General features: G+C 48.5%; 15 protein-coding genes and 1 pseudogene. 5 read left to right on the top strand and 11 right to left on the bottom strand.

Annotation, left to right across the window (positions count from 1 at the left end; genetic code table 11):
- Positions 1-10: 10 nt before the first annotated feature.
- On the bottom strand, positions 11-1255 hold the full coding sequence (locus FHS18_RS26945; RefSeq protein ID WP_183603480.1) for an MFS transporter: 1245 nt from the start codon (positions 1253-1255) through the stop codon (positions 11-13).
- A gap of 1220 nt (positions 1256-2475) precedes the next feature.
- Here FHS18_RS26945 and FHS18_RS35035 point away from each other — a divergent pair.
- Positions 2476-2601: a hypothetical protein gene (locus tag FHS18_RS35035; protein WP_281378871.1), complete on the top strand. Its 126-nt coding sequence runs from the start codon at positions 2476-2478 to the stop codon at positions 2599-2601.
- A 263-nt stretch (positions 2602-2864) separates the two neighbouring features.
- Here FHS18_RS35035 and FHS18_RS26940 read toward each other — a convergent pair whose 3' ends face one another.
- The 4 genes from FHS18_RS26940 to FHS18_RS26925 all read right to left on the bottom strand — a co-directional run bounded on the left by FHS18_RS26940 (position 2865) and on the right by FHS18_RS26925 (position 7323).
- On the bottom strand, positions 2865-4106 hold the full coding sequence (locus FHS18_RS26940) for a metallophosphoesterase family protein (RefSeq protein ID WP_183603479.1): 1242 nt from the start codon (positions 4104-4106) through the stop codon (positions 2865-2867).
- A 297-nt stretch (positions 4107-4403) separates the two neighbouring features.
- Positions 4404-5264: a hypothetical protein gene (locus FHS18_RS26935; protein ID WP_183603478.1), complete on the bottom strand. Its 861-nt coding sequence runs from the start codon at positions 5262-5264 to the stop codon at positions 4404-4406.
- A 185-nt stretch (positions 5265-5449) separates the two neighbouring features.
- Positions 5450-5845 (bottom strand): DUF1801 domain-containing protein, encoded by a 396-nt coding sequence (locus tag FHS18_RS26930; protein ID WP_183603477.1) that lies wholly within the window; start codon positions 5843-5845, stop codon positions 5450-5452.
- A gap of 914 nt (positions 5846-6759) precedes the next feature.
- Positions 6760-7323 carry a CBO0543 family protein gene (locus FHS18_RS26925; protein WP_183603476.1) on the bottom strand — a complete coding sequence of 188 codons (564 nt, stop codon included), beginning with the start codon at positions 7321-7323 and terminating at the stop codon, positions 6760-6762.
- A gap of 190 nt (positions 7324-7513) precedes the next feature.
- Here FHS18_RS26925 and FHS18_RS26920 point away from each other — a divergent pair.
- Positions 7514-7678, top strand: a pseudogene (locus FHS18_RS26920) (IS3 family transposase); the annotation flags it as partial.
- Positions 7679-7712: 34 nt separating this feature from the next.
- Here FHS18_RS26920 and FHS18_RS26915 read toward each other — a convergent pair.
- From FHS18_RS26915 to FHS18_RS26905, 3 genes are all read right to left on the bottom strand, one after another.
- On the bottom strand, positions 7713-8129 hold the full coding sequence (locus tag FHS18_RS26915) for a hypothetical protein (RefSeq protein WP_183603508.1): 417 nt from the start codon (positions 8127-8129) through the stop codon (positions 7713-7715).
- Between the two features lie 188 nt (positions 8130-8317).
- Positions 8318-9622, bottom strand: a complete 1305-nt coding sequence (locus tag FHS18_RS26910; RefSeq protein ID WP_183603475.1) for an ankyrin repeat domain-containing protein — start codon at positions 9620-9622, stop codon at positions 8318-8320.
- 257 nt (positions 9623-9879) lie between these two features.
- Positions 9880-12384: a pectate lyase family protein gene (locus FHS18_RS26905; protein WP_183603474.1), complete on the bottom strand. Its 2505-nt coding sequence runs from the start codon at positions 12382-12384 to the stop codon at positions 9880-9882.
- Positions 12385-12772: 388 nt separating this feature from the next.
- On the opposite strand from FHS18_RS26905, the gene FHS18_RS26900 reads away from it, so the two are divergent.
- Positions 12773-13573 (top strand): AraC family transcriptional regulator, encoded by an 801-nt coding sequence (locus FHS18_RS26900; RefSeq protein WP_183603473.1) that lies wholly within the window; start codon positions 12773-12775, stop codon positions 13571-13573.
- A gap of 137 nt (positions 13574-13710) precedes the next feature.
- Here the strand turns inward: FHS18_RS26900 and FHS18_RS26895 are convergent, their stop codons facing one another.
- The gene (locus tag FHS18_RS26895; protein WP_246427939.1) at positions 13711-14949 is read right to left on the bottom strand and encodes a GGDEF domain-containing protein; all 1239 of its coding nucleotides are present in this window, start codon (positions 14947-14949) and stop codon (positions 13711-13713) included.
- Between the two features lie 386 nt (positions 14950-15335).
- Between FHS18_RS26895 and FHS18_RS35460 the strand changes: the two genes are divergently transcribed.
- Both FHS18_RS35460 and FHS18_RS26890 read left to right on the top strand, forming a co-directional pair.
- On the top strand, positions 15336-15731 hold the full coding sequence (locus tag FHS18_RS35460; protein WP_354471599.1) for a CBO0543 family protein: 396 nt from the start codon (positions 15336-15338) through the stop codon (positions 15729-15731).
- Between the two features lie 4 nt (positions 15732-15735).
- On the top strand, positions 15736-16215 hold the full coding sequence (locus tag FHS18_RS26890; protein ID WP_183603471.1) for a CBO0543 family protein: 480 nt from the start codon (positions 15736-15738) through the stop codon (positions 16213-16215).
- Between the two features lie 250 nt (positions 16216-16465).
- Here FHS18_RS26890 and FHS18_RS26885 read toward each other — a convergent pair whose 3' ends face one another.
- On the bottom strand, positions 16466-17500 hold the full coding sequence (locus FHS18_RS26885; protein WP_183603470.1) for a glycoside hydrolase family 18 protein: 1035 nt from the start codon (positions 17498-17500) through the stop codon (positions 16466-16468).
- Positions 17493-20141 (bottom strand): transglutaminase-like domain-containing protein, encoded by a 2649-nt coding sequence (locus FHS18_RS26880; protein ID WP_183603469.1) that lies wholly within the window; start codon positions 20139-20141, stop codon positions 17493-17495. The genes FHS18_RS26885 and FHS18_RS26880 overlap by 8 nt, the downstream gene beginning before the upstream one ends.
- Between the last annotated feature and the right edge of the window lie 7 nt (positions 20142-20148).

Genomic DNA, 20148 nt, shown 5'->3' with positions numbered 1-20148 from the left:
ACCTCATCTGTCAAATTTCATTGGTGATACGCGGAATAAACAATACGAGAACCGACAATACAAGTGCACCGATCCCATTGGCAGCCATTAATATCGGAATCGTCCATATGCCGGCTAAGTAACCATTAAGCACAAAGGTCAATGGAATGACTGCAAAGCAGACGGTTTTCAATATCGCAAAAAAACGTCCTTTCATCTCATCCGGTACGCCATGCTGAAACAGCATCATCGACATCCCGTTGACAATCGCAAGGCAGACCCCAAAGATAAAGACACCTGCGACCAGCACGATCATGACAGTGAACGATCCCATGCCAGCTAAGATGAGACTCATCAGCGCGAGTACGGCAAAGTACATGCTATATATACGCCTGAATTTCTTCAACATACTGAACAATACAAAGGCTGCAAGCGAACCTGCTGACATTGCAATTTCTAATACAGCCACCCATGCGATATCGCGATGAAGTACATCCTTCACAAGAAGAGGAATGAAGATCAGAATTGGTGAGACGAAGAAGTCAAGCAGCGTAAATAGAACGAGCAAGCTGGAAATCGATCTATGTTTTCGGATATAAGTGAACCCGCTGCGGAATTGCGTGGCATACGATTCTGCCGAATCAGGCTGATCATTAGCAGAGGCGGCAGCATTTAAGTTCGTGCGAATCCCAGCGATCATGATCAATGAGAAGAGGAACGTGCCAGCGTTGAATAGAAATACCCCGCCCTGCCCGAGCTGGAAGAATAGAACAGAGACGCACAACGCCCCGGCTATACTCGACAGTTCGACGACGGATGCTTCGAAGGCAGAGGCCGAAGCTAGGTGACGTTCACTGGTTAATTGCAGAAGGGAGCTGCTGGAAGCAGCTTCAAACAACGGGATGAGTGCTGCCACGAGAAAACAGCCCGTATACACTAGAAACAGCGGCGTATAATCCAGCACAAAAGCCGCACCTAGTCCTGCGAACAGGAGACAACGCAGCGCGTCAGCTGCAATCATACAAGTCTTGCGGTTGAACCGATCGACCAGAGGTCCCATAAGCGGCCCGAACAGGACTACCGGCAGGAATGTCAGAGCCATCATGATACCCAAATGAACATTCCCGTTATCCTGGCCCTTGGTAAGGAGCCACCAAGCGAGTGAGATGACAAACACCTTGTCACCGAGTCCGGAGACGAAACGGCCGATATACAATTTTCTGAAGTCACGAAACAAATAAAAAGGATGATCCGAAAACGCCCGCAAGTTATTCATTGTCCGAACATCTGTCCTCTCGATAAATTAATCTCTTCACGATTCCCGCTATTGCTTCACCTTCGATGAGGCAATCATAATCCATTAGACAAAATTCGACGAAAAATCTTATTCCCCTGCTAATAGTCCCATTTACAATCGAACATCATGATACATACATGACGGTGTCGTTATCGCCTATATGCCACTATACATATGCGCAGCGGCTGTCGGCATACAACAAAACAAGCCCACACATGTTCTGCGGGGCTTGCTCTCTCATTTGGCTGCATTAGACTCCGATGGCGTGAAACGAGATAGAAGATCCGTTGGAGGATGGGCCAGTCACAAGGTTTAACCGCCGACGTGTGACTGAGCGTCCTTGACCTCCGGGATCGCATTGCGCGCCGGGAGCTCTCGGGGTGGAATTGCGCTTGATCGTTTCGAAGCGGCAAGGCGAGGAACTAAATCGGCTCAAGCCCTTGATACTACTGATTTTGTAATATGGTGATACACACCTTATACTGAACCGTTTCCTTTACATGGTATTTTGTACATTACTTATGACCAGGTGACTGACATCTGCCCTGCCCACAATGCTTTAACTACCATTAACATGGTACGATTAGAAAGGCTTGATGAAACACAGCTTATATCGCGCTCGGCCACCCCATTGTGGTGTTGCCGCGGCAATGTACTCAAGTTGTCACTTTTCGGCAATGTACTAAAGTTCTTGTCATTTACGTATGACAATAACTTGTCATCCGACATCGACCGACTTAGTCGAGAGAGATTGTGATCGGTTGGATTCTTTCTAGAATTACTTTATTCTAATAACTACCTTTCCTTTGGCCCGTCCGCTCTCCAGGTAGTTAAATGCTTGCTCGGTATCTGACAACCACCCCTTGGACAGGCGTAACGAAGGAATAAGAGGGCATAGACCCGTTGAGACATGGGAGTGAAAACCTCCAGGGGCGGCGTGGAGCATGCGTGCAGTATATGGAAGGATATGGGGTTAAAACCTCCCCCTCTATTTCCTGACGCCTTCATGTTGTCTCGGTCTTCAACAGTAGTCCTAAACTATCATTCTGCATTTCTGTCAAAGGCGAAATCCTGCGAATAAGCGAGCATTCGTGAGAAAACTAAATCGTACCGAGGGAGATTAATGCCTGTGGCCAATTTGCTCCGCGATAATTAGCAATAGGGATCCATCGACGAGAATGGCAGTTGGAGGATGGGCGTTGACGATTGCTACTTATCGTTATCAGGAAATAACGCCTTGCACAATGCAGACAGATTCCGCCGCATGCGTCGGCGCCGGCGCAGACAAGTTCGCCGTTCTTCAGCTGGACGAGAAGCTCGATTAACAATCTAATTGAGAATCATCTTCGTTTGGGTTAAACAATACATGTTTTTGTCACCAATCGGCAAACGATATAAGTTATTGTCATTCACTTTTGACAAGAACTTATATCGTTAAAATAAAAAAAGCCGCAACTACGCGACTTTAAGCATATATGTTCTTGTCACCCGACAGCACCCATACAATGGACACGTTAAAAAGTGTCCATTGTATGGGTACCAGTTTAAAGCTCTTTCGACGTTGCTGACTATTTTGATGTAAGCTATGTTATTTGTGTCCCTTGCCCTTGCCGTTATTGCCCTTGTCCGATTGGCGATCCTGCAATGGCGCCGGCTCGGTGCTTTGATCATTCGCGGTCAGATCGATGCCGTAATCTGATGCGAAGACCATATGCGTCCCCACCAGTACATCGGAAGTATTCTCATCCAGGTTAAAGACGCGGGCCCCGCGCAGCCGGTTTCTCTCCTCACCAGAGAGGCCGTATGCTCCGAATCCGGTGCTTCCTGAATAGCCAAGCAATACGCCAAAGTAGTTTCCATGATACGTGTTCACATGATCATGCCCGCAGAAGACGCCTTTGACGTCTCCCCTGGCTAATAACGCGGAGAACAAGCCGCTGTTGAACGGCCCCGGACACTCCTCCTCGTTCCGTTCCCCTACGATTTGATGCTTCGCGACCGCACGATCGTGATCCTCGGCCGTTCTTCCGTCCACGCTATCGAACCACATATAACGGTGCTCCCACAGCGGAATATGGATGAACATGAGCGAAGGTACTTTGTGGCCCCACTGCTGCTCCAGCTTCCTCGACGTCTCATAATACCAGCTTACCTGGTCGAATCGCAACCAATCCCAGGTGGGATAACCAGTAAAATCCTGACCTGCAATCGTACTCGGGGCATATCTGCCGCTGTCGAGCAGCCAAATATTAAACGCGGCCTTCTGGTTATTAGAAGAGCGGATGAGCAGACTCGAATTACCTGTACCCGTAATTCCCCTCTCGCCGGCTTGATTCAAATTATACGGGAACGACATGTAGTGCTTCAGCATATCTTCCTCGTTAAGACCGCCTTCCGGCGTAGAATCTTCGTCATGGTTGCCGAAAGTGACCGCCCACTTGACGCCCCTTTTCTCCATTGGCTCGATAATGTTGTTCATCGCTTGCTTCATTTCGGTTGCCGAGGCACATCCGCCGGTAATGTTGTCCCCGTTCAAGACGACAAAATCGGGCTTCTCCGCATCCAGCACCTTTTCCATAAGCTCCACGGTCCGCCGGTCGATATGTTCGTCATCCTGCGTATCGTTGAACTGCACAATCTTAAACTTCCCATCGCGGTTGAACTGCAGTTTATCGTTTGGTTTCGCTGAGCTGATCTGACCTTCCTTGCCATTTCCAAGAACTTCCGTCGGAAAACCCGTTGTAGCGAGCGTAAGCGCGAGCGCGCCCGCCCCACCGATTTGCAAGAATTCCAACCTGCTTAGTTTCTTGCCGTCCTTTTCAAGATCCATACTCGACAACCTCCCTCAGCTCTTCGTCTATGAAACTATCCAACTATATATAATCTATGTCATAGAGCGGTTAAGCTGCTCTAAAGGATCTGTAAATTCCGGGAGCAGGAACAAAAAAGAAGACTCCTGCGAACAGGAGCCCTCTCTCATTCTGGTGACCGAAAATAAAGTTGTTTACCGAAGGTTCATTGTGAACTTTAACGATAAACGGCGGCCGATTGAGTGGCCGGCCGCCGCTGTGTGATTCAACTAAAGTTTCCCATTAACTTAGCGCCAACAGGCTACAAATTCAATTTTTTAGTCTATACGCGCCAGCTTCCAGCTTTTATCTTTCTCAGCAAATAGGTAGCGCCGTATTGTCTCTGTCTGACTTTCTCTATCAAGGTGTTTAATTCTGAGTATTATTATTGGACTGGCTTCTTCAACTTCCACAAAATCGTTCCATTTAAGTTTACTGTGCTCCTGATCGATGGAGACCTGAGTAAATTCAACGATGTTGTTTCTAATATCCCATGTCCAGCGAGAACGATCCTCAATTAAGGAATATCGAATCGATTCAGCCGTTTCAAAGTCGTCCTCCTCAAGTGCAGTAAGATATTTAGTCACTACTCGTTTCAAGTCTGGAGGGATATCTTTATCAAAGCTCAGATGTTTCAATGAAATGATGTTATCCAGATACATCTTAGGAGTTCGATCGGGATTGGTTTGAACAATGCTTTCAGGGGCACCGGGTAAGTATGCGCTCCCAGGTACGATCTTCGGAGGAGTAGCCTCTACTTCAGTTGTTAAAGAAGGTAGATTTGTCATAGAGAGTTTTTTTGCTGCAGCATCTCGTTCCGGGTAATTAATACTTAAGATAATCCAAGATTCATTTGTTTTCTTAAATGTTACTTGTATGGTGTCAATATTTTCCTCATAGTGTATTTTTCCGCTCACAACCACAATGCATTCATTTGGGTCTAGCTTCTCTTCAATAGAAAAGCCTCTTTTATCATGGGCAGATATTGGTGTCCCTAATGTTTGTTCTACTTTTACTAATAATTCTTTCAGAAGTTTTCGATGAGCAGCTACGCATGTATTGCTTTTTTCTTCTGCATACGCTTGAGTGCATGAAGCGGACAAAAAAAGCACAAGTGTTAAAGATTGAATGTATCTCACTTGATGACCCTCCAACATGTTTTGGTTATATTACCCAAAATTAATTGAAGTATGCTGCCCGTTACTTCAATGAAAAAAGCAGCCGATCACATGACCAGCTGCACAGGGTCTAATTCAGTTAATTTCCCCCGTTAGCCGAGTCCTTCTGCTAAAATTTCAAATTCGCTTGCAGATTAATTTGTTTTCTACGTTACATCTACCCATCTTCTGACCACTTCTTTTAGCAGTTCACTTTTTGCTTCGACATCTCTTATATCGGAAAATTTTATGCTGGCCCTGTCATTTGCTGCCCATTCCATAAGCCCTTGCACATCTTCGAAATGAGGCTTTAAGTTTACGCTTTCCTTTGCTTTGGCTCCTCGGTGAAGCACAAGTCTAAAAAAACCGTTACCATGAAGGTTAAATGTTACTCTATCGTCATTATGAAAACAGAAACTTGGTGCATTCCATTTCACATGTTCAGATAGCTCCTTATCAATACTTAAGATGATTCTACGAACTTCCTCAATCTCATTTTTTAATGGATGTTCAAGTTTCTGAAGGTATTCTTCTACTTGTTGTGAACCTGAAAGTTTCGCCATTCTGACCACTTCCTATTTATTTGATCGTAATAACAATCGATTTCGAACGACTACAACCTCTATTCGTTAGAGGCAGGCACAGTCAGCTTAATATTATTACAATTTATGATTAAGAGTTTCTTTTCGATTGCTATCTTGGATTCAACAAGTTATTTATGCCTGCGTTAATCTCCCTTTAGCCAAACATGTAGCGCAGGCGCCGCACCACAGATGATGAAAATGGATTAGCGGATCAGGCCATACTACTAATACGGCTGGGAGAGGAAGGTCGATGAACTATGGTGCCTTAGAGCCCATCCTTTAGTCTGACTCCAACGACCACGGTGCATCACAGATTGTCGCTCCCTTTCGGGAAGCACTCATGGGAGATTAATCCTACTCTGGTTGCTGCACCAGCCCTCATTTTACTTCAGCCTTATAAGTACTCTGGTATCTTAGTTTTTCAATTCATTTCAGGCTCAGCCTTTTTTTTGAAACATTCAGCTGGGTCTAGTTTGTTTATTTTCGGGATTTTCGCGGATTTAATTTTCATGGGAGTTCAATGAAAAGAAGCAGCTGCCGCGGTGGCAAACTGCTCCTGGGTCGTTGAACTAAAGTCTCCCGTTAACTCAATGAAACTAGTATCTGCTATTTCTTCAATAGCGGCGGATTGTTCTGTGAAGTCCCGATACTTAATTAATCATAAACCATCCGTAACCGGCAAAAACAGTTATCGCTATACATAAGATTACCGCCCACACAATTGCATGGCTCATTGCCTATCTCCCCCAATGCTATATTAGTCCATGTAGGTTCGACATAATTCCCAATTTCCTGCCCTTGAAATAGAAAAGGCCGCTCATTTAAGCGACACAACGACGATCTTTGACAATTAATCTGCTTGTCACACCTTGTAATGGTTTGCATACAGCCTATTAAGCTCTAGATTGAGCCCGCTCAAACAGATCCGTGACCCATTTACTGAGTAATGCTCCAACTAAATAAAACATAAAAAGTTGCAGGTAATTAGATTGGTACAACCGAAAAAGCCCAATATAAGAAAGCAGTGGCTTAAATAAAAAGGCAAAACCAATTGACAACACTAGAAAGTAAAAATAGTAGTTCTTCCTATGTTTTAAAGTCCACTGATACGTTAGCATATAGGCAACCGGAATAAGTGAAGCGTCCAATCCAATACTTAAAGGCAGAAAGGGAATAAATTTATAAGGATATTCCCACATTTTGTTTGTTGTGGCATACATATCCGAATAAATGGCGATGACATGGACTGCAAAACCATAAAATCCAACTCTGAATGCTTTCTTTCTATCCAAACAAAATACCAACACCAACAACGGGATCAAAAATATGAGCAGAACAGCCCAAAACTGCCATGTATCAAAATTCGAGTAGCTCTTCCAGTATTCTGACCAGTCATTTTTTAGTGAATAAATCCTGTTTACTAAATCATCGAGGGCTTCTTTTTGTTGCTCTGGCATTGAAATACCTTCTTTCAAGCATGGTTTGAAGATATTTTACCCTTCTAGAATTTGGAATATACAGGTCTCTTAGTTCATTGGAGCTTAAACGATTACGATAGCACTCTTCAACAAAAAAGAGAACCTCATTTAAGGTCCCCTTCTTGGATTTCAATTCGATTATCACTTCGCGAATGATCGTGTCGAACGCCTGGTGAAGTCGGAGTTTCTTTATAACAAAGAATTTCAAAATGTGGATCACTTTAAGCAAGAACTTGCAGCTTATATCGACTACTACAATAACAAACGGATTAAGACAAAATTAAAAGGCATGAGTCCGATACAATACCGGACTCATACCTTACGAGTAGCTTAACGAATGTGTTTAACTTTTGGGGGTCATGTCACTCCTAGGCCTGCTTCTTCGCGTGCTCTTTGTTCCAAATTTTCTTCTGCATGACCAGCGTGACAATCGCGATGATGCCGGATAAGGCGAGGCTGATAAAGAATCCCCACCAGATGTTCGATTCCAACACGACGCCAATGACCGCCGCTAGCAGCAGCGCGAGTCCAATGGTCGAGAACATCTTATCCTTCGCCTTCAGTTGGAGTACCTTGAGCGCGGAGACAATAATAAAGCCCCAGTTATACATCTGCATACTGCCCGCTGCCGTCGTAATGTAGGCGTATATCTTACCTGGAAGCAGCAGCGCCGTCACGATGGATACTGAAATCCCCATCGTCGCGAGTGTCAGCGAAGGCAGCGGAAGCTCTCGGAACTTCAACTTGCGTTCGAACAGCTTCAGCGCGTCGCAATCTTTCGCCAACGTCGGAAAACCATACCGCGTTGCCCTGATTGCTTGTGTTAATAAGCTCCTTCACTGGATTTATGCCCTCCTAGTGAAGAAAGAAAGCTTTGTCGACTTAGCCTAGCTAGTATATTTATCATCCAAATGAAAAACCTTCCAACAACATAAGGGAAGGTTCTTTAGTGCACCTACTTTTTAGTATTCAGTCATCCCATTCTTAATTTAAGAGAAAAAAGAACCTGTTTCACATGCTCGCTGCCTGCTGCTTGATATGGAAGTTTAGCCCCTGCTTGGACGAGGCTTTCCGCAACCTCGGCATAATTCCCGTCAGGATTTAGAATATGAAGCGATCCCCATATACAACTGTTCAATGGAGTTCCCCCGAATTCATTTAAGACATCCACAGAGGCACCATGGTCTATGAGCAGCTGTACGATCTTATCATTACCTTGTCCCGCCGCATGATGAAGGGCGGTCGCAGCACGTTCACTTCGGCGAGCATCGACATGAAAACCAACTTCGAGCATGAGTTGAACGGCATCCGTTTGATTATTCCATGCCGCATCCGCAATGACGCTCTGCTCTTCCGGCTGAAGAGATTGGACAATGCCCGGATATTCCTTTAATAGGCTACCGACGGTACTTCGATCTGCCCGCATACAGGCAATCAGCAATCTCTGCTCAACTGAACTATAGGACAACATAAGTTCTGTGATTTCTTCATGACCTAGCCGCTCCGCGAAAAAGAGTGGTCTCATAGCTCGGCCGATCTTGTATTCATAAATATGACCTCCTGGAGCGGTGAAGTCCCCTTTCCCAACCTGTGCCTGTAAGGAGTTCGGATCTTCCTTCAACATACGGCGGATAAGCTCGATGTCCCCTAGCTTACAAGCCATAAAAATATCCGTTTGCGCGCCACGTTGCATGAGATGCCTGCACCGCTCCAGGTTGTTCACAGCATATTGAGCAGGAGTACCGTTGTGGTCTAAATCTCGCCTATCAATATCAGCACCGTGATTCAGCAGGAAATCGATGATCTCCGGTGAACCGGCATAATGCAAAGGAACCTGCCCATCCGGCCCACGCAGATTGACGATGTCCGGCTCCTCTTCCACCATTTCCCGAAGAGCATCCAGCATTCCCAGTGCAGCCGCAGCATGCGGATCCACATTGGCTCCCCTTTCGATAAGATAACGGGATAAGTCGTAATGATCATGGTGCAGAACGCCGAAGCCTCCCGCCCACCAGCTGCTCTTGGCATTGATATTCGCCCCATACTCCAGCAATACGTCAACCATCTTACGGTCTCCCCTATTTGCGGCACTTACAATCGCAGGCGTATCAAAAGCAAACCAAGGTTCGTCGATTTTTACAGCCAGCAACGGATGCAGTTGCAGTAATCGCTCTACAGCTTCCGGGTCGTTACCGCTAACACCTTGTTTAAATTGTTCAATGATACTCCTATCTAGCTCATCATCTGAATTCACCAAATGGTTCTTCTTATCGGTCATATTTCGTTTACTCCTCCTAGCATGCTAGTTCGAGGCTTGTTATAAAGATACTTGATAATGATCAATACTATCTTCGATGGCTTTTCTTCCAATACCTTTTCAAAATAGTAGCTCTGCACAAAATTTCAGCTGCTATTAATTCAAGTCGCTTAATAGCCCGTGCATTCCAGGGTCCGGGATTGTATGGAACTACAAATTAAAAACGGCTGCAGTTCTAGCAGCCGTTTTTGGCGGATTGTTCTTTGACATTAGCCTTTTTACTGCATCGGTTCAAATCCATTCTTCAAGCTGATATTGGAGAACTTGGCATAGTTCAACTGGTCGAGGTCGTTGGCAACATCATTGCTATCGACGGCGAAGCCAACATATATCTTCTTCTTCATAGGGATGGTCCTCTCGCCGATCGGGCTCCACGACTGGCCGTCCAAGGAACCATAGGCATAAAAGGTGTCTCCTTTACGGCCCAGCTTAAGCCAATACCCCTGCTCTACTCCGTTCAGCTTAAACGGAATGTCCGCCACCAGTTGTATACCCGCCTTGGATGCATTGGCTACACTATCCAGCGTTTCCGTCATTTCGTTGATGCTGCCGCCCTTGGTATCCCTTCCTGCCAGATATGCGGACCAGGGGTAAGATTTTGATATTTTCACCCAGGAGAGCCCCAGTGCCGCTGCAGCGCTACGATCCGTCAGATCATCGCGAACCATCAGACCTGTGAAGGCGTGGTTATCGACGGAGCCGATTTCATCCAGCCGCACGGTAAACTCCAGATCCCCGGACATCTCCTGATAGACAAATTGGAAGTCGTCCTTGGTTGCGTCCGCCTCTTTTGAATTTTCCACGGCGCCTTCACGTTCCCCAAGCTTGCCGCTGCCTTTGACCGTAATCACACCGTCTATCAGACTCGCGGAGCCTTTGACATCCGGACTGCCGATATCCGCTGATTTCCAGCCTGTTTCAACGGACAGTTTACGCTCAGAGTTAATATGGATCTGCGCAGCAGTGGTTTGGGTAGCGTTGCCCTCCGCATCAATAACCCTTGCAGAGATAAAGTGGGAAGCGTCTTGTAGCCCTTGAATGGTATACACATATTTGCCGCCGCGAAGCTTGGCATCACCCAAATATTGCGAACCATTGTAGACCTCTACCTTACTGATTTTGTGCCCATACTTGGAGGAAGCCTTGATCTCCACCGATACTTCTTTGCCTAGGTCATACTGAGCATTGTTCGCAGGAGAAGCAAGCTTAGCCTCGGGATTTTCGGCGATATGCTCCATATCCACCAGTCCGTTCATATATAGCTCAAGCCAGGAGTAGCCGTTATTCGTAATGGTTTTGTAGGCGTCAGGATCCTCCCAGATACCTTGCTCCTTCTCCCAATTGTCGGCTATGCCGTTCAGGTTTGTATCGAAATCAGAAGGGCGCTGCTCCTCGATCATCCCAAAGTCCGATACATATCCCCCAACCTCATTCTCCGTGTTGATGTACCGACCTAAGCCTTGTTTCACTTCCGCAACGATCCTGGCATCGATGGCATCCCGTCGTGGATAGGTTGCTCCGACCCGCGTAAGGATATCTGTCAGCAGATTTTCGTCAGCAGCCTTCACCCCGTTGCGCACATACTCATCGAATCCTTGATTGGTCACGCCATGATTCTTTCCTGTGCTATCTGCAGAGAGGTAAGGCTCCGTTTTATATAAGGTTTGGTTCGGCCCCTCTATATCGCCTGAATTCTTAACTAGTCTGGAGGAGCCGTCTAACCAGCCTGTTAGCGTATTGTTGATCCGGTTCCCGTTAATATAGAAGCCACCGAGCTTACCGGCCTCCCCTGCGTCGATGACCCTGTCGGTTACATTGTCCCGCGTTCCCGGTCCAGCGATTTCGATGTTGTTCATGAAGTTCGTAAAGTTGAAGCCGCCGCCATAAATGGTGTTAAAGCCCCAGTTGTAGATGACGTTATTCGAAAATTGCACGACTGCAACATGTTCTGCATCCGCTTTACCGGCATAACCGCCGCCAAGTCTCGGGTTACGTGAGGTATGACTCGCATAGAGATTATGGTGGAAGGTGGTTTTGTCCCCTCCTGCAATCCCGCCATAGCCATGTCGGCCCTTGGAATGCCCCGACAAGGTTAAGCTCTCCGAGATGATGGACCATTGAATGGTGCCATTCTCGCCCCGGTAGGTTGAGAGGGTCTCGTCCGTATTCCAACTGAAGGAAGCGTGGTCGATAATAAACTGCTTGTTATCCCTTCCCCACAGAGCGTCCATGGAATCACTGCCGTTGAAGACATTTGTGGCACCTGGTCGGAAAGACATATAGCGGATGATGATATTCTCGGAGTTGCTGATATTGGTGTCCCAGCCGGCTAGGGTAATGCCGCTACCCGGTGCAGTTTGTCCGGCAATGGTCAGATTCTTGATGTTGCTCAGTCTTAGGGAGTTCTTCAACTCAATGGTGCCCGACACGTGGAACACGATGGTACGTCCTTCTTTAGGGGTTGATTCGACCCCATAACGGAGAGAGCCTTCAATGGGATTTTCACCTGAACCATAGTCCATTAGGTTGCTTACGATGTACACATCACCGCCCCGGCCGCCGCTCGTGTAAGCCCCGCCTCCTTCTGCGCCGGGGAAAGCCAGCACTTGCGCATCCTTCGATTGGACTTCCTCCGCTTGTATTGTGGCCGTAACACCGGGTAAAATCAAACTAGGTGAAAGCGCTATCGAAAGACAGGAAATGACGGTGATTGCTCTTTTCATACGGGGACTCATACGTTTCATCTGTTGCTTCGTATATCAGGATCCTGCTTGACTAGAGCAGCTAACCCGTTGTCATCTAGCACAGTCCTGCTATACTTCCTCCCTTCGATTACATGTTGGTTGGCGGCATAGAAATGAGGTAATCTGTTGTCTGAATGCGTTTGCAAGACAAATTTTGAGTAGCTATACGATGGTTGCACAACTGCTCTAGCTGCTTTCATCTGATATGTTATAGCATCTGCAGCTTTTGTACCTGCCAATAAAGATTGTTTTTTGTGCCAATTATTGCATGATGGTTTATTACCCAAAAGAATATGTACAGGCAGATTGTTGGAAGTCATTATCAACTACCATGTAAACTAACTCGGGCGGACAGGGGGACTCTGTTATGTCAATCCGTTACCAACACCGAAATCAGCCATTTCATTCCTTTCTCTCAACCGATAACACATATCCCCTTCATCTGCACAAGAATGTGGAGCTGGCCATGGTTATCTCCGGGCAAATTCGGATCACCACTAACCAACAGGAATATGTCCTGTCGGAGGGGGACGTGGCTATTGTTTTCCCAAACCAACCTCACGGATACCGAACAGACAAGCATAGCCGGATTTTATTGGCCTTGTTTGACCCCGTTTTTATCGGAGATTATGCTGACGATCTTGTTACCCATGTGCCGGACCATCCGGTTGTCCCCCAGAGCCAGGCCCCCCCTCACCTCACACAACTTCTTCACACTTTACATGACTTGTATGAGGCCCGTGGAGACAACCGACTGATCAAGGCTTATACCTCTGTGGTGATGGGCAACCTATTCCCGCTGTTATCTCTTAAGCGCAGGGAAATCAATAAAGATTTGGCAATGGTACAGAAGCTACTGGTTTATCTGGACACGCACTTTCTGGAACCTATATCGCTTGACGCACTGTCCAAAGAGCTGGGTATCAGCAAGTTTATGGTCTCACGTATATTCTCCGAGCAGCTTCACATCTCATTTCGCGATTACGTAAACGGCCGCCGGGCCGCACTCGCCCAAGCGATGCTGCAATCCACGTCCCATCAAGTCACCGATATCGCTTTCGATTGCGGCTTCAACAGCCTGCGTTCCTTTTACCGGGCATTTAAGAAGGAATATGGGGTCACCCCTAATGAGTTCCGTCGAAATGGACAAGAGTTCACGCACGCTTAGACAAGAATCAATCGGATTCGTTCAACAAAATCTTTGCGTTAATTCATACATGATCTGTCATCATTTCCGAACAGCGGTGCCTTACACAAGCTTGGTTAAGCAGACAAAATAAGCGCATGCCCAATCCGGGGCTGCGCTTATTCGTTCTTCATCGCTATTTCGTCGCAGTTATCATAATTCATTGCCACAATCGTCGCTTGATTGCCGCCATTGCGTTTCGATATATACATCGCATTATCCGCAGAACGAACCCATTCGGCAGCCGTCACTTCTTGGGTCTGATCGAGGATGGCTATACCGATGCTGGATGTGACGCGAATTTCTTTATCATCTAGCCAAAATGGCGATGCCAGTTCTTCGCACAGGAAATCCGCGACTTCGCGGACATGCTGCTCAGAGACCGCCGGATAGAGGATAACGCCGAATTCGTCTCCGCCTAACCTGGCACATGTCCCTTCCGCCTCGATGAGCGGCGAGAGCCGTGCAGCAATGTGACTAAGCAGAAGATCGCCTACTTGGTGACCGTATTGGTCATTAACCGGCTTGAATCCGTCGAGGTCAAAATAATACAAAGCGGCCTTTTGATTCTGCTCTTGGGCACGGCGTATCGTACCGTGAAGCTCCTCCGAGAAAGCCCTGCGGTTCAGGAGCGGGGTCAACGTGTCATGACGGGCCATATATTCCGTCTGCTCGAGTGTGCCATTCACTTGCATGAGCAGCTTCTCCCGCTCCGCCACGAGCAAGATTTGACGCATCACGAGCGCTCCGACAACCACCACCAAGCCGAGCTTATAGATCAAGTCGCTGGAACGAAAAAGCGGATTGATGGTCAGGATCATTAATCCGAAGTACGGCAGCACGTAACTAATCCGTTTGTCGGGATTCAAACGGACGATCTTGTCCTCACGTCGGGTTACTAAAGCGGAACGTCCGGCGAGCAGCGCGGCGAAAGAGGCCAAGCTCCAAAGCGGTCCAATTAAGGAATTAACCTCGTAGCCGTAAATATCGCTAACAATTAGAAAGTACGTATCGCCTGCGATACAGCTTAAGGAACCCATGATAAGCCAAAATTGAGCCGACCGGCTTACTTGGATCTCCCCTTTATATTTCCACATAATAATGGCGAATAACATGAGAATGTCCATTAGGGGGTACGTCAAGTTAACGATTAATACAAGTGCGCTACTCATCTCGGATTGCGCGTAGATTGGCTTAATCACATACGTCCAGCTGAGCAGAAACAGCGTCGTCATGATGGTGATCGCGTCCGCTAGATAGCGGATCCTTTTGCCAAAATGAAACCCTATCGAGAACAACGAAATGACAAGAAAAAGATAGCCCGTAACATAGAACAGATCCGCCGCGCGAACATCCATCACGTTCAGCCCTACAGTCCAGTTATCAAACGCGTTTATGAAATGCGCGATTGCATTGAAGAAAAGTCCACAAATGATGTAGACCCAGAATCTTCGCTGCTTCCCCGTATGTCGGCGAATAACGGGCAATAGGAACGCGATGACAATCAAAGGTGCGCCTATGAGCATGAGATAAGGTAGAATGCTGCTGCGAGGCAGAAGAACAGCCGCGAAACATTGGATAAGCAAATAACATCCTATGAATACAAAAAGATGAGAGGGTATGCGATGGCGTTGCTGCATGAAACGTGTTCCCCCTTCTTCAATAGCGAACGCTAAATAGGCTCATTCGTTCACTATTATAGAGATTGGTTTCCAATCATGTCCATAACCAATTACAGGGAAAAATGCTTATAATAAGGAGTCTAGTTCTTGTCATCCGACACTTTTTCGCTGGCTCTATCTACCTTTCTTCCGCACTCCCCATCAGGGAGTTTCAACGCGCCACTGAGGTGAATTTCGTGCCGCAATTTATTTTTTATCCGATGCTCTTTACGTGGTTTATCCTTCTATTCCCGGATAAAAGAAGCTTATTCACAAAAATCATGCACTACATCCTGTTCGTATCGATCATGGTGTGGTTTATTTACTTTACAGCAAAATATTCGGACATCTACAAATTCCTTGGAGGGACGGAATTCTCGAGACTTGCTAACGGGTATGTGAGAAATTTTCTTCAATTTGCGGGATGCCATCTCTATATCTCTTGGTTCTTCAAGAAGGAAATCGTTGCGGAGGAATAGATCGATGTATGTCATCGAAAGGATAATTCTCGGAAGCATATGGGGCGTAACCCTGATTTCAATTTTTTTCGTGCCGAAGCAGCTGATCCGCAAAGCCTCTTTCATTTACTTCTTTACGCAGTTGCCTGCTTGGCTCCTCGGCCTGCTTGTCGTAGAGATCGGTTGGATCCAATATCCGGTTAGGGAAATGCACAAGGCAAATGCCACGAGCTTTTCCTTTGAGTTTTTGATCCTTCCGGTTATATGTGTATTCTTCAATATTTATTATCCTAAGGATAGCCGCCTCTCGATCAAGTTATTGTACTATATCACGACCATGGGCGCATTCACCTTGGCGGAGTATTTCATTGAAAAGTACACGCTGCTGATTAAGTATTTGCAATGGGACTGGTACGACACATTTTTATCGATGGTGATTATGGTTTATGCGGTTCGGTCCGTATACAAATGGTTCTTTCGGGAAGTTAAGCCGCTTTCCTTATAGTTTAGTGTTAATTGAAGACGCTGCCCCGCCAACTATAATCAGATCGGGTTCATATAGGTATATCCAATCTCTTAAACACTTCAGTTGCCAATTGCATTAATTCTAATTCTGCCTCAGGGCCCTCGCGCAAGACCTCATGGTCCTGCGCGTTTGATATGCCGCAGGGAGGCCAACGCGAGAAGCGTTAGCCCCACCCTCTTGTTAAAGGTGTGCTAACGTCAAAAGACCGCCCATCGGACGGCCCTTGGCCTTACGTCAAATTGTCGTGCATCGTCGTAAGCAGCCGATGCGTGCCATCACAGCTGTATTCCCAGAACATGATACCGGCCAACCCGTTGTTATTGATGAAACCGCATTTGTGCCGAATCGATTCTTCGTCGTCGTAAGAGATTAGGCTGTTGCCATTAAATAAAAACGGCGCGCAGGCTTCCTCGTCCCAATGCCGGGTATAGCCGTTCTTGCCGATGTACGCGGCGACCAGCTCTGTGAAATCGGGTCCGTATCCGCCGGTCGTTTCCGCCATCTGGTATAATCCCTGGTTACGGTCCGGTACCCCCTTCCATATCCGAGAATAGAAAGCGGCTCCGATCACGAGCTTCTCGCGCGGGACACCGGCTCTTATGAATAGTTCGACGGAAGCCTCGACGCTGATTCGAAACAGGTCCCCGGTCGGCGTATACAGATTCGTATGGTGTCCCGTTAAATTCTGAAATCCGCCACGCATATCGTAGGTCATCAACTGAACAAAATCCAGATACCGCTGGACCTCATGCATCTCCGTCCCATCCACATAATAGCTGTCAGCGCCCGCAGCGATCGTCAGCAGGTAATGTCGGCCTTCTAACGTTCCATGTTGGTCCAGCGCTTCCCGCATCGTCTGGATGAGCAGCGTAAAATTCTTCTTATCGTTGGGACTTGCCGCAATGCCTGCCACCCCGTAGCACGGGTACTCCCAGTCCAGGTCAATGCCGTCGAACGGATGCTCCCGAAGAATGCGAAGCGCGGCCTCGGCCATGCGCGCTCTTCCCGCTTCGGTCGAAGCCGCTTCGGAGAAACCCCCTGCGCTCCAGCCGCCAACAGACAGCAAAATCTTAAGCTCCGGATGGTCGCGCTTGAGTAACTGGAGATGCCCTAGATGACCTAAGTGTTCAACGCAGATCGCATCCTCCCTTACATGACCAAACGCAATGTTCAGATGCGTCAACTTCCGGCAGTCCTCCGCGGTCACCTCCTGCAGCTTGTCGCCGCTCACATAGCCAGCCACGATATATGTCCGCTTATTCATCTCTCTTTCCTCCTTCAGCTCCATTGGCCGTAATGAGAGTCAGGATCCTGAGCGCTTCCTTCCCCGCTCCGATGCGATACCCCGAAGACCGATAGCGAATCGCGTGCCCGCCATCCAAGACGAAGAGATAGGGATATCCCGCTTCGCTTACCGACGGCAGCGCCTCGAATGTGGAATCTCGGACAAATCGAACGCGTGACGGCAAGCCGGGAAATCCGCTGTGCGTAAGCGAAGACACCCATTCCCGGTCGCCGATGATGAGAATGACCGGCATGCATAGCTCCTCGAGCGGCTCCGCAAGTTCCGCCAGCTCACGCAGCAGATGCTTCGTCGGCTCGCGCTCGGGCTCGATCCATGCCACGATCGCGCATTGGATGCCGACCAGTTCTCCAAGTGTTTGACCACTCCCGTCCGGCACCGTAAGTTTGGCGGCCATATTCAACGTACCCAACCGAGGAATGGCTGCCGCATCCTGCCTAAACGTGAGCGTTACGTCCGTTCGTTCGCCCTTTTGAACCGTGAAGTACGTCCATCTTGCGAGCACGGAGCCATCCTTGTGGCGAACGCCTGTCGTCAGCCGATACGCGCCAGGTTCTACCTCGAACGGCCGCTCATACACATCGCTTGTGCTGTGCGGGTATAGCAGCGTTTTATAGATCCCTTTTTCCAGACGGGCAAAGGTAAAGTTCTCCATATAGGAAGCCTCCGGTGCGGAAGAATCGGCTGCAGGATCACGAAGGAAGAGCAGCAGACCCGATCCCTGAGCTGTCTCGCTCGGAGAGGCACCCTCTAGGAAAGTCGCACCCATGAAGCATGCGTCTTCCCAACCACCGCGCTGCCAAAACTGCGGCTTCAGCTCGCTCGGATGCAGCCGCGCCGGAATGCCCAAGCTTCGACAAGCCGACACGAACACGATTGCTCGGGTGATGGGATCACCTTTCATCAGCTTATACGCCCCCACTGGATTGCCCTTGCCCTTTAGGTTCGGCATATCTTCCCACAGCTCGAACGCTTCGCCCAGCCATGAGGCAAGGGCCTGGGGATCGGCCTGGTACGTCACTTGCTGCTCTCCTCCGAACGCCTCCTGAAAGAAGCGCTTATAGGGCACGATCATCTCGTGCAGCACGCGAGGGCACAGGACGTAAGGGACGAACAGCTCATCGGCCAGCTCGCCGCGTACCGCCAGCGACTGGAACAGATGATCGTCTAATGTTGGGGTGAACGTATCCGCAAGATCTTTCTCATTCAAGCTCTCGAGAAGGCGTAGCGGCCACTCCCCATAACTTGCGGCGCTCCCGCTCAGGAAGGCGGCGATTTCTTGGCTGTTTCCACGCGCCTTGCGCAGCAGGTTCCATACCCGTTCTTCTGAAAATCCCTTAGACTGCGCGAGATGCCTCGCTTCCGTTTCACCAAGGAACGTCGCCTCATAAGCAGCTCTGATCGCGCTGCCCTCTTCCAGACGCCGGTTATGCCGCTCCATCTGCTTCCCATCTATTGGCTCTGCTTCCACCCCTTCGAGCTCTGGTGGCGGTACAATTTCGATATCCCGAGAATCGCAAGGCTGCTCGCTACTGTCGATCACGATCTCGATTACGGTTGTAATAGCACCGCCTTCACGCTTCGTTTCCCCCCATTGGCCACCTTGAACCGCTCGGATAACGAGATCGCCATAGCCGCTCTTGAATGCCGCTTCACCCCGTTCGTTCGTCTTGAGCGAGGCAATGGGATAGAACTCCGCGAAATTATAGAGTTCGAAATACACGTCCGCTCCAACAACGGGCATGCCTTGCGCATTCTTCACGCGGACGGTCACCGTCCGCGCTTGCGCGTAATTCTCTAGCAGATTGATCTCGGTAAACCATTCCGCGGCGAGCGTAATGTCCTCCGGGCCCGAATAGTCGGCTAAAATTCGCGTATTGACGAGCATGGCGCGCCTTGCAGGCGGAGTGAACCACCCTTGATTGAGTCGGGCCTCCGGTTCGCATGCGCCGAAATAATACCAGTTCCCGTCTGCCCAGGCTTCTACCCACGCATGATTATCGTCGCAGTGTGCCCAGCGCGGAGTGTAAACTTGCCTCGCAGGAATACCGATACTCCGCAGCGCCGCGACCGCGAGCGTCGATTCCTCGCCGCAACGGCCGCGTGCATTGCGGATCATCGTAAGCGGCGACATCGTCCGCAGATCGCTGCCGATGTACGTCGCCTTCTCGTGGCACCAATAATTCGTCTCAAGGATAGCATCCGCCATAGAGAGCGAGGCCGTGCGGGGAGCCAGCATATCGTGCAGCATGCCGCGCGAGTCCTCGATATTCTCCGTATTGACCCGGTAAGGGAGAACGAAATGCAGGAAGAGGCCATCCGGAACGCGCGCCCCCCAGGGCATCTTACGGCGAATCGCGAGCGTCCGGCGGACATGACTAAGGAATAATTCGCCATTATAGTCGGCCATGTCATTAATCGGCATATACGCATACAAGTATTTCATTGCCCACAACTCTTCCTCGGTCAGCGGCTCATCAAATACGCCCAGCAGTTCCTGCGCCCTAGCCTTAGCGGCCGCCGCTTTGATCCGGAATTTACGCTCGGTCCGCTCCAAAGCGGTTGTATCCAGTCCGAATACAGCGGACTTGCTTGCGGTCATACGATCG

It is taken from the genome of Paenibacillus phyllosphaerae, from assembly GCF_014192105.1.
GTDB lineage: Bacteria > Bacillota > Bacilli > Paenibacillales > Paenibacillaceae > Paenibacillus_Z > Paenibacillus_Z phyllosphaerae.
Note: the sequence above shows the minus strand (reverse complement) of the source record. Positions and strands in the feature narration are given on the sequence as shown.